General features: G+C 60.0%; 13 protein-coding genes and 2 pseudogenes. 10 read left to right on the top strand and 5 right to left on the bottom strand.

The window, feature by feature from the left end; genetic code table 11:
- Positions 1–72: 72 nt before the first annotated feature.
- Positions 73–537, top strand: coding sequence for an IS630 transposase-related protein (locus M1R55_RS32435; RefSeq protein ID WP_371827292.1), 465 nt, complete (start codon positions 73–75; stop codon positions 535–537).
- On the opposite strand, the gene M1R55_RS24540 is transcribed toward M1R55_RS32435, so the two are convergent.
- Positions 479–1,650 (bottom strand): IS3 family transposase gene (locus M1R55_RS24540; protein ID WP_371827197.1). Its coding sequence is split into 2 segments (ribosomal slippage): positions 479–1,368 and positions 1,368–1,650, totalling 1,173 coding nucleotides; the frame shifts between segments, so codons are not numbered across the junction. The two genes, M1R55_RS32435 and M1R55_RS24540, sit on opposite strands and share 59 nt — an antisense overlap.
- 178 nt (positions 1,651–1,828) lie before the next feature.
- Between M1R55_RS24540 and M1R55_RS24530 the strand changes: the two are divergent.
- Positions 1,829–2,805 (top strand): annotated as a pseudogene (locus M1R55_RS24530) (IS3 family transposase); the annotation flags it as partial.
- A 6-nt stretch (positions 2,806–2,811) separates the two neighbouring features.
- On the opposite strand, the gene M1R55_RS24525 reads toward M1R55_RS24530, so the two are convergent.
- Positions 2,812–3,477 (bottom strand): transposase, encoded by a 666-nt coding sequence (locus tag M1R55_RS24525; protein ID WP_249395500.1) that lies wholly within the window; start codon positions 3,475–3,477, stop codon positions 2,812–2,814.
- Position 3,478: 1 nt separating this feature from the next.
- Positions 3,479–3,766, bottom strand: a complete 288-nt coding sequence (locus tag M1R55_RS24520; RefSeq protein WP_249395499.1) for an IS110 family transposase — start codon at positions 3,764–3,766, stop codon at positions 3,479–3,481.
- Positions 3,767–3,946: 180 nt separating this feature from the next.
- On the opposite strand from M1R55_RS24520, the pseudogene M1R55_RS24515 reads away from it, so the two are divergent.
- Positions 3,947–4,141 (top strand): annotated as a pseudogene (locus M1R55_RS24515) (IS3 family transposase); the annotation flags it as partial.
- 196 nt (positions 4,142–4,337) lie between these two features.
- Here M1R55_RS24515 and M1R55_RS24510 read toward each other — a convergent pair.
- Positions 4,338–8,678, bottom strand: coding sequence for an HD domain-containing phosphohydrolase (locus tag M1R55_RS24510; protein WP_249395498.1), 4,341 nt, complete (start codon positions 8,676–8,678; stop codon positions 4,338–4,340).
- A 90-nt stretch (positions 8,679–8,768) separates the two neighbouring features.
- Between M1R55_RS24510 and M1R55_RS24505 the strand changes: the two genes are divergently transcribed.
- The 4 genes from M1R55_RS24505 (at position 8,769) to M1R55_RS24490 (ending at position 10,442) form a co-directional block, all read left to right on the top strand.
- Entirely contained in the window at positions 8,769–8,969 is a 201-nt protein-coding gene (locus M1R55_RS24505; protein ID WP_249395497.1) for a hypothetical protein, read from the top strand.
- A gap of 155 nt (positions 8,970–9,124) precedes the next feature.
- A complete protein-coding gene (locus M1R55_RS24500; RefSeq protein WP_249395496.1) occupies positions 9,125–9,424 on the top strand; it encodes a helix-turn-helix transcriptional regulator in 300 nt (99 codons plus the stop codon).
- Positions 9,421–9,807, top strand: coding sequence for a VOC family protein (locus M1R55_RS24495; protein ID WP_249395495.1), 387 nt, complete (start codon positions 9,421–9,423; stop codon positions 9,805–9,807). The genes M1R55_RS24500 and M1R55_RS24495 overlap by 4 nt, the downstream gene beginning before the upstream one ends.
- A 179-nt stretch (positions 9,808–9,986) precedes the next feature.
- The gene (locus M1R55_RS24490) at positions 9,987–10,442 is read left to right on the top strand and encodes a hypothetical protein (protein ID WP_249395494.1); all 456 of its coding nucleotides are present in this window, start codon (positions 9,987–9,989) and stop codon (positions 10,440–10,442) included.
- 153 nt (positions 10,443–10,595) lie between these two features.
- On the opposite strand, the gene M1R55_RS24485 is transcribed toward M1R55_RS24490, so the two are convergent.
- On the bottom strand, positions 10,596–11,156 hold the full coding sequence (locus tag M1R55_RS24485) for a DinB family protein (RefSeq protein WP_249395493.1): 561 nt from the start codon (positions 11,154–11,156) through the stop codon (positions 10,596–10,598).
- Between the two features lie 108 nt (positions 11,157–11,264).
- On the opposite strand from M1R55_RS24485, the gene M1R55_RS24480 reads away from it, so the two are divergent.
- The 3 genes from M1R55_RS24480 to M1R55_RS24470 all read left to right on the top strand — a co-directional run bounded on the left by M1R55_RS24480 (position 11,265) and on the right by M1R55_RS24470 (position 13,512).
- The gene (locus M1R55_RS24480) at positions 11,265–11,756 is read left to right on the top strand and encodes a hypothetical protein (RefSeq protein ID WP_249395492.1); all 492 of its coding nucleotides are present in this window, start codon (positions 11,265–11,267) and stop codon (positions 11,754–11,756) included.
- A gap of 70 nt (positions 11,757–11,826) precedes the next feature.
- Positions 11,827–12,696, top strand: coding sequence for a trypsin-like serine protease (locus M1R55_RS24475; protein WP_249395491.1), 870 nt, complete (start codon positions 11,827–11,829; stop codon positions 12,694–12,696).
- A 138-nt stretch (positions 12,697–12,834) separates the two neighbouring features.
- The gene (locus tag M1R55_RS24470) at positions 12,835–13,512 is read left to right on the top strand and encodes a GAF domain-containing protein (RefSeq protein ID WP_249395490.1); all 678 of its coding nucleotides are present in this window, start codon (positions 12,835–12,837) and stop codon (positions 13,510–13,512) included.
- Position 13,513: the final 1 nt, after the last annotated feature.

The raw sequence follows: 13,513 nt of genomic DNA, 5'->3' as shown, positions 1-13,513 counted from the left end.
TCGTACCTCCACGTGTTGACGCATAGGGCGAGCCTTACTCCGACGATCTAGAGCATTTGTCATCATGATGACGTGAAACGAGTGGGAGGCCGAGGGTACAGTCTGGATTTGCGGGAACGGGTGGTGGCTGCGGTCGAGGGTGGACAGCCCCGTCAGGTCGTCGCCCGGCTGTATCGGATTCACCTTGAAACCGTTGATGCCTACCTCGCCAAGCAGCGTCTTGGGACGCTGCACCAAGTCGGCCGGTCTTCTGGACGCCCACCACGAATGACACCTGTCCATGAACAGCAGTTGTTGAAGCAACTCGAGACGCACCGAGACGCCACGTTGATCGAGCATGCCCGCATGCTCGAAGACACCACGGGCCTCAAGGTCAGCTTCAAAAGCGTCGACCGAGTGTTCCGCAAGCACCACATGACCCATAAAAAAACGCTGGTCGCGAGCGAACAGAGTGATATTGCAATGCCTTCGTGGAGGATCAGTTCAGTGTGGCGCGGTGTTGCTCAAAGCGAGTCGGTGAGCGGTACCCCAAGCTAGAGTGACGACGCTCGCGGTTGTAAAACACCTCAATCCACTCAAAGACCAGATTACGTGTGTCAGCGCGGTTTCCTTGTGCTGTGTCGAGTTCCAGTTCCAGCTTGAGGGTGGCGAAGAAGCTCTCCATCGCCGCGTTGTCCCAGCAGTCTCCCTTTCGGCTCATACTTTGGAGCGCCTGGAGGCGCTCCAGTGCTTGTCGATACTCGCGACTCGCATATTGAATTCCCTGGTCCGAATGATGGAGCAATCCTTGTCCAGGACGCCGAATCTGCTGTGCCATGTCCAGCGCAGCGACGACCAACTCGGTCTGCAGGGTGGCCCGCATGGCCCAACCCACGATTTTGCGAGAGAACAGATCCATCACCACAGCGAGGTACATCCAGCCCTCAGCCACGGGTAAATAGGTAATATCCGTCACCCATTTCTGATTGGGTTGTTCGGCAACAAATTCGCGATTCAGTAGATTTTCGGCCACTGGGTGCGGGTGTTTTGAATTGGTGGTCACGCGAAATTTCCGCTTGCAGCGAGCCTTCAGTCCCGCTGCCTTCATCAGCCGAGTAATTCGTGCTCGGCTGACCTGTTTTCCCTCGTCCACGAGTGCGGCTTGGACACGAGGGGCACCGTAGGTGCCCCTACTGACTTGATGAATGGTTCGAATGGCCTCGGTCAGAGCGACGTCTTCCACCCGATAGCAGTTTTTGGGCCTTCTCCACCACGCAAAATAGCCACTGACCCCGACACCGAGCGTCTTGCACAGCCGCTCAATGCTGTACTCATGCCGATGCTGCTCAATGAACCCGTAAATTAGTGGTCTTTGGCGAAGAAGGCCAGTGCTTTTTTCAGAATATCGCGTTCCTGACGGGTAATTTCCAGCTCTCGTTCTAGCTTCTTGAACCGCGCTTCCTGCTCACTCAACGCGGCGACGCCGCGTCCGGTGAATTGGGGGCGGCCCACCGCCCCTTGTTGCTCGTGATGCTGTTTCCAGCGTACGACTAAATACGGTGGAACACCCAAGTTGCGGGCGATCTCAGCGCAGCTTTTCTGGCTGCTGATCACCAGACGCACGGCTTCTTCTTTGAACTCGGCGGTGTAGTGGTTTTTACTGGCGGTCATGTCAGTCTCCATTGTCGGTCAGACTGAACTCCTCCTCCACAGAACCCTAGCAAGATCAGAGTGAGGAACGACGACAGCCGTTTTTGAACGACTTGACTCCCTATCGGGTCAACCCAGAACTGAGGGTGACCCGATTTGGCACAGATGGAGATAAGCCTTGAAGATAGGAGGCACCATCATGACAAGCCGCAGAATCCATACCGCCGAGTTCAAGCGAGACGCCGTCCACCTCGCCCGCACGAGTGGCAACCTTTCGGGCACAGCACGGGACCTGGGGATCCACGATTCCTTATTGCGTAAGTGGATGAATGCGCAGCAGGAGAAGGGCGAGTCTGCTTTCCCTGGTCATGGGCAGCAGACTCTGACCACTGAGCAACAAGAGATCCGCAGACTCCGGAAAGAGAATGAAATCCTGCGCCAAGAGCGTGAAATATTGAAAAAAGCGGCGGCCTTCTTTGCCAGAGAGAGCACGCGCTGAGATACCAGTTCATCCGAGAGCACCGAGAGTACTACCGGCTGGATGTGATGTGCCGGGTCCTGGAGGTGTCGGTGAGTGGCTATCACAGCTGGCGAAGAAGGCCAATCTGCAAGCGCACGCAGGAGGATGTGCTGCTCCAGCAGCACATCCTGGACGTTCACCAGCGCAATAAACAGCGCTACGGAGCACCACGCATTCACGCCGAACTGCGAGCTGAAGGTTTGCGGGTCTCCCGGAAGCGAGTCGCTCGCCTCATGCGTTCATCCGGACTCCGGGCCAGAGGAAAGCGTCGGTGGGCACACACCACGGACAGCCGTCACACCTTCCCTGTCTACCCTCACCTGCTCGACCGTCAGTTCGAGGTGGAGCAGCCCAATCAGGTGTGGGCGTCCGATATGACGTACTTACCGACGAAAGCGGGCTGGCTCTACCTGGCCGTCACTCTGGATTTGCATTCCCGTGCCGTGGTGGGCTACGCCATGGACACCCAGATGCCAGCGACATTACCGCTGGCCGCCCTTCAGATGGCGGTAGGACGTCGTTCTCCTCCTCCAGGCCTCTTGCATCACAGCGATAGAGGGAGTCAATACGCCAGTCGGATTTTTCAAGAAGAACTGGCCCGCATGCGAGCCAGGGGCAGTATGAGTCGGAAAGGGAATTGCTGGGAACCTGGTATAAGCCTGTCAAGTAGCATTTCCAGCTAGAACTGGGGCCTCAGGACTCTTGGATGCGGCTGCTTGCTGCAACAGGGTGAAGAGCTCGCGTGCAATATAGGTCTTCAGAATCCGAAGCGCTTTCCGCTGACTTTTCCCCTGAGATTTCAGTCTGGTGACTAAGCTTTTCGTTCGCTCATCTTGTCGCAGTCGGACAATAGCAATGATGTGCAGAGCCCAGTTTAAGCGCCGATATCCACTCGTATTGAGCTGCATCCGCGTATTTTGGCCGCTCCCACGCTCCACGGGCGCAGCTCCACAATAACTGGCAAAATGATGTTTGTTTTTGAAGCGCTCGACACGACCGATCTCACCCAGCACGATGCCTGCGACAACGGGCCCCACGCCCTGAACATTCAACAGGGCTGGAAGCAAAGAGGACACGACGTCCTTCAGGTGTCGTTCGAGCACCTTGCGTTGCTCCTGAAGCGTCGTCATCACCATTTCGAGGACGGGTCTGACCGGCGAGTTCAGATCGAGGGACGTCAGCGTCGCTTTATGGGCTTGGTGTTCTTGGGAAAGCTTGCGTTGTGCATGGGTGAGGTCTTGGAGGTGACGTTGCTGTACGCCTCTTTGAAAGGGCGGCAACTCTGGATTGGCCATCAGGGCCCGCGCGGCATTTTGCGCGTCTACCACATCATTCTTCTTGCGACCTTTTCGAGCACGGTATTGACTCGTCAAGGTTGGCGGAATGTGTGACAGCTTCGTTGTTCGCGAGCAGTTCACTGACGAAGGTCGTGATAAAGCGGTTTGCCGCACCCTCGATGGCCCACTGCCGACAACTGTACGGGTGCGCGAAATGATGGAGTTGTGCCAGACCTTCCGCAGTGTTTGGAACCGTCAGGGACGCTAATGGCGTTCCCTGCTCGTCGAGGGCGGCCACGGTATGGCTGCCAGGATGAGGATCGAGTCCAAGGGTGATCATGCGACCTCCAGTCTCAAGCTGGATGGGCAGCGCGCAGCTCTGTCAAATCGGGCCTCAAGGCATCCTGGTATCTGGCGACGCGGCGAATCCAACGGAGTGTGGATAGGGGTGTGCAGTTCCCAGCGAGGCCACGGAGGCAGATAATGCGAGGGCAACACCCCCATCCACCTCTGTTATACAGATAATGCTGTCTCGGAGAGCTTTTTTACCACCTTGAAGAGAGAGCTGTTTGAGGACATCGTCTTCGAAAACCACGCCACTGCACGGCAAGCTGTCTTCGAATTCATTGAGGTTTTTTACAACTGTCAACGCCGTCACTCTACCCTGGGCTACTTGACGCCTTTGGAGTTCGAACGTCAAACTACAGCTGCTTAACTCCAGCTACGCACAATCGGGACAGGCCCAAAGACACGTCCGGAAGCTGGAGGCTGAGCCTCTCGCTGGGGAGTACCAATGGGTCAGGATCAGTATCTCCAGCAGCGTTTTGACGCCCAAGCCTCCAATCTCCGGGTGCATCAACTCGAACTCGAAGCCCAGAACGAAGAGCTGCTGGCATGAACAGGCCCACACCTTAGTCGTTTGATGGACTCCCCAGTGCAGAGGACAGAATGACCAGGGCCGCCTTAATCACTTCAGGGTCAAACTGCCGCCCTGCCTGCTGGCGAAGCTCATCCAGGGCGGCTTCAACTGTCCAGGCCTGTTTATAGGGCCGTACACTCGTCAAGGCATCGTATACATCGGCCACACTGAAGATGCGTGCGGCCAGGGGAATGGCACTTCCTGCCATTCGATCCGGGTAACCAGTTCCATCCCAACGTTCATGATGATGTCGGATGACGGAACGGGCCCCTGCAGCTACGGTTGGAATTTGTCTCATCAATTCGTCCCCAATCACAGCATGACGTTGCATCAGCTTCCACTCTTCAGCATCAAGCGAACCTGGCTTGAGCAAAATGGCATCTGGAATCGCCAGCTTGCCGATGTCATGGAGGTATGCCCCCACGCGCAGATCCTCCAGCTGCTCGGCGCTCAAGCCCAGTGCCTCTCCAACCAGAAGGGCCAACCTCACCACGCGTTCGGTATGTCCCGCCGTCTCAAAATCTCGCAGTTCTAGCGAGAGCCCCAAGGCCCTGAAGGCCCCTTCACGAGTCGCCTCGATATCTGCCAAGTGTGCCTCCCGATCCAGAACCTGCCCGATCAGTTCGGCCGAACGGTTCATCAGGGCCTGCGCAGTCCTGGGCAACGTATGGAGCGGGCGAAACCACAGCAGCGCCAACCAACCCACGCGGTGTCCCCTCTCCAGCACGGGAACCTCGACCATCCCTTGCACGTCGGCTGGCAACAACTTCAGATGCGTTTCTGGATGCTCTGAGCCATCAGGCGTGACCGGTTCATGAAACATTGCGAAGTGCCCTGAGGCTTCTTCTCCGCAAGGTTCAGCCACCCTGGGGAAGTCATCTGGGCCTCTGCCGACAGTCACCTCAAGCGCACGTCCAGGACAGGTGAACAGCGCCAGGTCTGCGTCCAGGAAGGTTCGGCTCAGGGTCAGGCACTCCGTCGCCACAGCGAGCACGTTGTCCGCGAGTCCAACATGCGTCGCCAACTCTGCCAGCATCCGTAATTCCTCAGACCGACGTTGTTCTTCGGCCGTCACCCGGAGCCGCTCAAAGGCAGTCACCCCTGCTGAGGCCAGCGCGCCCAAGAGACGTCCATCCAAAGAAGTGAAGGCCTGTGAAGCGGGCCGAACGGCCAGCAGTACGCCAATCGGCGTCTCGGCCATCCTGATTAACGGCGCTGCCAGGAGTGTCCCGTCCGGAATGGTGCCAGGCGTATGGACTCGCGGATCCTGGTCAAGGCGGTCGACATGAACCACATTCTTTGAACGGATGGCCTCCCATGAGACACCCTGACCCTCAGGCACCACTTGATCCGGAAAGTCCCGATACAGCCCAGAAACAGCCACCAAATGCAGAACATTTTCCCGATGGGCGTATCTCGCGAACGCTACATGCTCTGTACGGAACAACGCGATGGTTTCGTCGACAAGCATCTGCTCCAGATGCTGTGGCTCTTGAACGAGATTGAGTGCGGCGTTCGCATGTGCCAGAACTTCCAGTTCCTGCGTCCGGTCTGCTTCCCGGGTACGCCGGTTGTGTGACGTCAGAATAGCAGCCACTTGCTGTCCGAACTCTTCCGCTATGTCGAATTCATACGGCTCGAAGGCATGCTCGGAACGGAGATTATCCAGATTGATCACTGCGACCACGTGTCCGGAGACCAGCACAGGGACACACAAGGAAGCCTGGAGGTAGTCAAGGTCGCCCAGATGCTGCAACGCGTCTGGGCTGTGCGCAGATTCAGCCCACTCCTGAGGCAGGTGGGCCGCTGCACGGATGTCCACTAATCCCCGCAGTATCCGGGCTTTCCCCAGCGTCCAGTTCCTTTCGGTGCCGTACCAATGCCCCATGGCCTCCAAGGAGTGAGAAACGCCAATCAACGCTTCGGAATAGCCCACCTGAGCCCGAACGACGAAGGATGAGCCCTCCAAGATATACAGGGAGGCGGCCTCAACACTGGGCAGGGCGGTGGTAACCGCGTTCAGGAACGCCTGCCAGCTCGCCCGATCCATTAACCCATCCGTGGTGATCAGGGCGGACGTCGCGCGGAGCGCCTGCCACATCATTTCGGCTGTCAGTTGTGGGGCGTGTGGGAGGAGCCGCTCACCCCTCAGGCTCCGTATGGTTCGGTGGGCCGCCTTATCTCGCAGCATGCGCTGGTCTGCCAAGCGCAGCAGGTCATTGGGCGACTGGGCGTCCTGAGGGAACGACGCGGATCCAGCCGACGCCCGAACAGAGGCATACCCATGCAGCCCCAGGCGATGCCGAACCCCCTCCATAATCCGGCTCAGTTCTTCCGCGTCGACGACCTGTTCAGTGAGGAGAACGATGAATTCATCACCTCCCTGCCGGTACACATGGCCGTAGGGATGAAACGCCTCCTGCAGGGCGCTTCCGAAACACTGCAGGAGATGATCTCCCTGGGCATGTCCTGCATGGTCATTCACGGCCTTGAGTTCATCGAGATCCAGCAGCAACAGCTGGAAGGCCCGGTTGCTCTCGATGGTCTGTTCGAACCTTTTCTCGAATGCCCGGCGGCTGGGGAGACCCGTCAGGACATCCTGGTACGCTAGGCGCTCTAACTCCGCAGTGCGTTCCCTGACCCGGTGTTCAAGCTCCCCGTTCGAGCGCCGCAGGGTGGCCTCCATCTCCTTGCGGGGAGTGACGTCATTGAACGACACCGCCATCCCGTCTTCGGTGGGCGCCGCCGAGACGTCGTACCACCGTTGGGTGGCCGAAGACTGAAACTCGAACTGAACTGGGCGCTGCCGCGCTGTCCGCTTCAGGCGCCGGGCCGGCTGGGCGCCAATCAGGCCCGGCAAGGCTTCCCAGACAGACTGCTCCATCAGGGCCTCAGGGGGACGCTGCAGCAGGGCGGCTGCAGCGGGGTTGATGTACGTGAAGCGCCAGGTGGAGTCCAGAGCGACAAACGCGCTGGGCAGACTCTCCAGAATGCTGCGGGTTCTGCGCACTTGGCGTTCCAGCTCCAGCTCCAGGTTTCGCTGAGGGGTGATGTCCCGGCTCACTCCCAACACGCCAATGAGTTGCCCGTCCACCACGAAGGGATGTTTGGTTGTCAGCATGACGCGTTCCAGGGCAGGAAACGACAGTTCGTACGTGACTGGCTCGCGGAACCGCACGACCTGCTGATCCATGGCCCAGATTCGTTCTGAGTGTTCGGGGAACAGCTCAACGTCTGTCGCGCCAGGCCCAATGAACACCGCCGATCCCAAAAACCGGCTGGCTGCTGGGTTCAGCAGCTGATACCGGCCATGCAGGTCTTTCAGATAGACGGCCTCGGACATGGTGTTCATGACGGTGTTGAGGTGTGACTGACTGTGCAGGAGGTCTTGTTGAAGCGTGTGGTTCTCTGTCAGAACCAGCAGCTGACGTGCAGCGAACAGGAACGTAACCCCCACAAGCAAGATTTTGTCGAGGTGGTTCGGATCGTGGCCGATCAGGTGCGTGATCACGTACGCCACGTAGCCGGAGGCAATCAGGTAGTGGGGGCTGAGAGACCAACGGGTACGGCGGGTTGATCGCACTCGGAGCAAAGGTATCCAGTGGTTCAGTTGTAAGGAAGCACTCAGGCCAATTAGGGCCGCCGCGAGGGTCCATAAGCTGTCGAGGGGATGCCCCAACTGGTACCGGCCGTTTGCCAGGAGAACAGCCCACAGGACGTCGCCGACCATGAAGCTCAAAAGGGCTCCCATCAGGAGAAGCAGCTGTACCCAACTCAACACCAGAGGCCGGGCGAGCGCCAGCACAGCCAGCATGGCGGCCAGGATGAGATCCATCACCGGATAGGCCAGGGCCATCACGAGCGCGACAGGCTGTTTGGCGTATCCCTGGGCGGTCACCTCACCGCTCACCTCCCAAAGCAGGTGCCCCACAATCAGGACGACCAGTGCGATGTCCAGTATGTACCGGGCAGGGGCGACCAAGCGGGCTGAACCGCGTACCAGGGACAGAATACCCAGGGCGAAGCACAGCGGCGCCACCAAGTACAAGATGGCGGCCGGATTGGGAAAGGTTCGGATGTTCAGGGCCGCGAGCCCCGTGAACACCACCTGTCCGGCGCCCCAGGCAGCCAGTCCCAGCGTCATGCAAGTCCACATGCGGGCTAGGGGGGGTGGACTGATCCGGGCCGCCCGCCAGGCCAGCACGGCGGCCAGTCCGTACACCGGCCAGTAGATCAGGGTTGCGATTCCATTACGCCACGGCTCTAAGGGCGCACCCAGCACCGTCCAGACGATGTGGGCCAACGTGAGCGCCACCAGAAAAGCCAAGGCCATGTCGCACTCAGCATAGAACTCGGCACCTCAACTGAACCCCACAGTTTCATCACACTCAGACGAACAGCAATCGCTTGGCAGGTGGTGCAGTTGGCTGCTCACGTCGCCCACGCCGAGGCGCTGTTCCTGGCCGCCTGCGCCCTGCCCGCCACGCGCCTGCGCGTCCGGGTGTTGGCCGCCGCCGAGGACAACCTCAATGTGGCCCGCGCAGTGGTCGACATCCTCGCCAACTGCGCCAACCGCGCCCCAGTGCTCCATCCGGGGGTGGCCGCTGTGCCTGCCCTGAACTGATCCTCTCCAACTGTGGGCGCTCCTTCTGGAGCGTCTTTGCCGTGCTCCATACGATTCGCACCCGTGGCGCAGCATTTGGGTCTTGCGGGAGGCGCAACTTTCCCCATCCATCATGTGGCTTGACAGGCAAGCAGTGACTTGCCTATCATAGGATCGTGGCTGATCTGTACGAAACGCTCGCCGCCCCAGCCAGACGCGCCATCCTCGACGCACTCCACGAGCGGGACGGCCAGACGCTCTTTGAGCTCTGCGTCCGCCTCTCTACGCATCACCACCTCCCCCTGACTCGCCAAGCGGTGTCCCAGCACCTCAGCATGCTTGAGGCGGCCGGACTCCTGACGACCAAGCGGGGGGGCCGCTACAAGTACCATCATCTGGACACCACACCGCTGCAGGCCATCGTAGAGCGGTGGCTGAGTCCACGGGAACCCCTCGCGCAGGAAGGAGAAACATGAAGATCGTCGTGACCAGTCTTTTTGTAGATGATCAGGAGAAGGCACTCCAGTTTTACACCCACATGCTGGGCTTCGAAAAGAAAAACGATGTCCCCACTGGAGCGTACCGCTGGCTCACGGTCGTGTCTCCCGGTGATGCGACCAGTGTCGAACTGCTGCTGGAACCCAGTGAGCATCCGGCCGTGGGGCCGTTCAAGGCAGCACTGGTGGAAGACGGCATCCCTTACACGTCATTTGGCGTCGAAGACGTGCAGGCAGAGTACACCCGGCTGCGGGAGGCGGGCGTGCGGTTCACGCAACCGCCGGTGGCGATGGGGCCAGTGACGACGGCGGTCTTCGACGACACCTGCGGGAACCTCATTCAGATCGCTGAGTATCACTGAGGAAAGCTGGGCAGACGGCTGGTCAAGCTCCGCCTGAAACCACATCGTGCACCTCTCTCCTGAACAGATCTCTCCCTTCATCGCGCCCTTTCGGGGGCGTCTTTTTTTGCCGTGCTGCACACACAATCAGGACACAATGAACACACCACGTGGCCCTGCTGGCAAGCAAAAATTCCCCTATGAACGAAATCTTGATGACCGCTCTCACCACCGCACTCGAAGCGCTTGCCGCTGCCCAAGAAGGCCGCCGAAGCCGTCTCCCTGCCGCCATCAACGGTGAGCCCGCAGAGTTTGCCCACGCCATCCGCCTGCTGAAAGGGACCGAGAAGGTCTGGCTGGAGTCCGAGGTGCTCTCCGCTTCTCAGCCCGTTGACAAGCGCCCCGCTTACCTCCTGCACGTTGAGCTGGGCCGCTTGGGGTACAAGTCCCACTATGAACTGGCCAGCCAAGCACTAGAACGCCCCGTGAGCAGCCTCGCGACGCTGACCGATCAGGAACTGGCCGTCCGCTTACGGCCAGCTCAGCCTGCCCACGGGGACGGTGGCCGCATGAGCCTCTCTCTGGGCCTGAGTACGGCCAGTCTAGTGACGGCCACCCTAGATGTTACCCATGTCAATGGCAGGATAGTTTTGTGAGGCTGAGAGTAGGCGACAAGTCGTCAAGGCGACGCGAAGTCGCCGCCGGCTTCACTGGTGACTGCCTCACCCGCGCCACCCTCTGCGCCGGAGTCAGGCCTAAGCACCTCCCACGCTGTGAACTTCCACCGTCGGGAGTCGTGCCTCGCCCAGTCAAGGCAACACCACATCCGTCTCCATGTCGTCTGGCAAGGGAAAGCCTAAGGCACGTCCATACGCCAGCATCTGCCCCTTGTGATGGAACTCATGCAGCATGTTCGACATTAGCACCCAGCGTTGGGTCACCACAGTTCGGCGACCGCTGGCCCGGATCACCTCGAACGGTTGATCCAACTGGTCAAAGGACTCAAAGGCCTGCTCGAGCAGCGCATCCACCTCCAAAAACTTCCGGCGGACGGCCCGCACATCGGTCAACCGAAGCGTTTCGGCCCGTTCCAGCACGATGATGGCTTCGGTTCGGGTGGCGTGCGTTGCTCCCGTTGAGAGGGGGAGTGCGGCCAGTTGCTGCCCGTATGGTTCTACACCCAGGCCATACCGGCCCACCCACCACAGGTACATGTTCGCTACATGCGCGTGGACGTCACGCAGACTGCTGGCGGACAGGCCAGGCTGATCCTGGAGGTAGACCTGCGTCGGCAACGTTTCGGTGTACTCAAAGAGTCGTTCTCGGGTACGTCTCACCCACCCATACATCAAGGGCAAGGATGAATCCATCTGGGCCTCCGGCGTGGTGCCTGATCAGATCAACACTATAGCTCTCGACCAGCCAGCTATCAGGCAGGGAGACAGCAAGGTGATGGCCCTTGATCACCAAAACTCAGGATGAACCAATTTAATCCTGACGACGACACCCGCGCACTGAACGAGTACAGCCGCAGCGCCCAGCTGGAGGCCACCATTCAGTTTGAACTGGAGCTGGCGGAGGCCAAAGCGATCGCCGCTGGGGTCGAGGGCAAAAACGAGCCCGAGCGCAAGGCTCACCTGCGCCTCCAGCTGGCCGATCAGCACGTGGCGGTGCAGGCGGCGGAGGCTGGCACCCGTGATGCGCGGCGTGACCTGGATGTGGCCCGGGCCGCGCTGGACTGCCTGCGCTATCACCTGCGGCTGCTCGGAGCCGGACAGGGGGTGGAGAGGCATGAGGCCCCCGCCGCTCAACCTCCACACCCCCTTCCCTACCGCCGACGTCGTGTAGGTGTCGGGCGCGGTTCGCCCGGTTCGTCCCTGAGCGTCCGTCCACATCCCAGCCGTTCAGGGCCAGCCCTCCCGAAGGGTCATGACCATAGGCCCCATTGTGCTGTTCCCTCAAACATGTGACAATGGTCACACGGGCACCACAACTTACCCATCCTCATCCCGCTTGGTCTGGCGCCCGGGGAGAGACAACATGCAAGGACTCAGACGACCGGCGTGGCTTCTGGCTTCCCTTTCTGGATTGGCGCTCACGGCCTGCGGCTCCGTTGCCCCGCTGCCCCAAGGCGGAGCGCTCCAGCCGCTGATCACGTTCGGTCAGCGAGATGGCGGCGAACACCCCTACGTGGGCACGCTGCTGTTCGTACAGAACGGCGAGGGCTATTTCAGCTGTACGGGCACCCTGCTCACCCCCACCGTGATGCTCACCGCCGGGCACTGTGTGGAAGGCGGCGGCCAGGCCAACTCTGAAACCTGGGTTCGCTTTGACGAGGACGCCGCGAGCGACTACTTCTCACCCACCTCCGTGTGGCTCGAACAGAAGTGGATCCGCGCGGCGCAGGTGATCCCCCATCCCCTGTACGACGATTACTCGGCGTTCCCCAACACCTACGACGTGGGACTGGTGATCCTGAGTCAACCGGTGAACCTGGGCACCTACGGTCAGCTCCCCCCCCTGGGCTACTTCGACACCACGCCTCAGGCGCTGCTCAAGGCGCAAGTGTTCGAGCCCGTGGGGTACGGCCTGCTGGGCAAAGCGCCCCCGACCAGCAACAAGCCGATCCCGGACGATTACGCCCGCTACAAGGGGCTGCAACGGTTCATTGAAGTCAACAGCACCACCACGGGCAGCCAGAGCGTCAAGCTGACCAACAATCCCGGGGTGGGGAACGGTGGGGGCGGCACCTGCAATGGGGACTCCGGTGGGCCCACGTTGTTCAACAACACCAGCGTGGTGGCGGCCGTCAATTCGTTTAGCGTGACCCCGAACTGCAAAGGCAACGACTTTATGTTCCGCATGGACACGGCGCTCGCCCAGAACTTCGTGACGCCGTATCTGAGATAACTGCAGATTCACAGGCGAAACCGCCCCCACCCACAGCTCCTGCAGCCCTGCAGTTCGGTTCAAGTCCCGTCCCTGCACTGGAACACATCCGCCATGCCCCCGTGGCGTCCTGACTCGTGTTTGTCTCGGCGGTGCCCTATGGCTCACCGTTGGACGAACCCATCCTCACCCAAAGAGCAGCGCTTAGACGCGCTCCATCGCTACGGCCTGTCCTACCAGTCTCCCGAGCGCTCCTTTGACCTGTTGGCCGAAGGGCGAGCCAAGCTTTACCGCACTTCCTTTGCCCTGGTGACCTTCATGGACGCCACCCAACAGCATGTCAAAGCGGCTTCAGGCCTCGAGGTGCGCAGCATTCCGCTGGCTTCCTCGTTGTGCCGACACCTGCTGACCTCCGAGGGAGCGCTCGTCATTGGTGACACCACCCAGGATCAACGCGCCACGACCCAGGCGGTGGTGACGGGCCTCCATCAGCTCCGCTTTTATGCAGGCGCACCGATCCGGAGTGCAGACGGTTTCCGGATCGGTTCCGTGTGCGTGTTAAATACACTCCCTCGGGATCCGGAGACGTTTGACCTCAGCTACTTGCTGCATTTCGCGCACCTGGCCGAAGCGTTGCTGGAACATCGACTGATGGGCAGCACAGGCGAATTGACCTTCCAGAGCTACCAGTCTCGTCAGACAGGAGAGGACAAGCTTGGTGTTACCGACCCTCAGGAGAAGCGTCTCATCATTGATTCGCAGAACCTATCGGCCACAACGGGGACGGTGTGTGAGCAGACCACAGAAGAAAGGCGACCCGTGAAGGATCACCTTTGAT

This window comes from Deinococcus sp. QL22, assembly GCF_023370075.1.
In the GTDB taxonomy this organism is placed as follows: Bacteria; Deinococcota; Deinococci; order Deinococcales; family Deinococcaceae; genus Deinococcus.
This window is presented reverse-complemented; position numbering and strand designations above follow the sequence as displayed.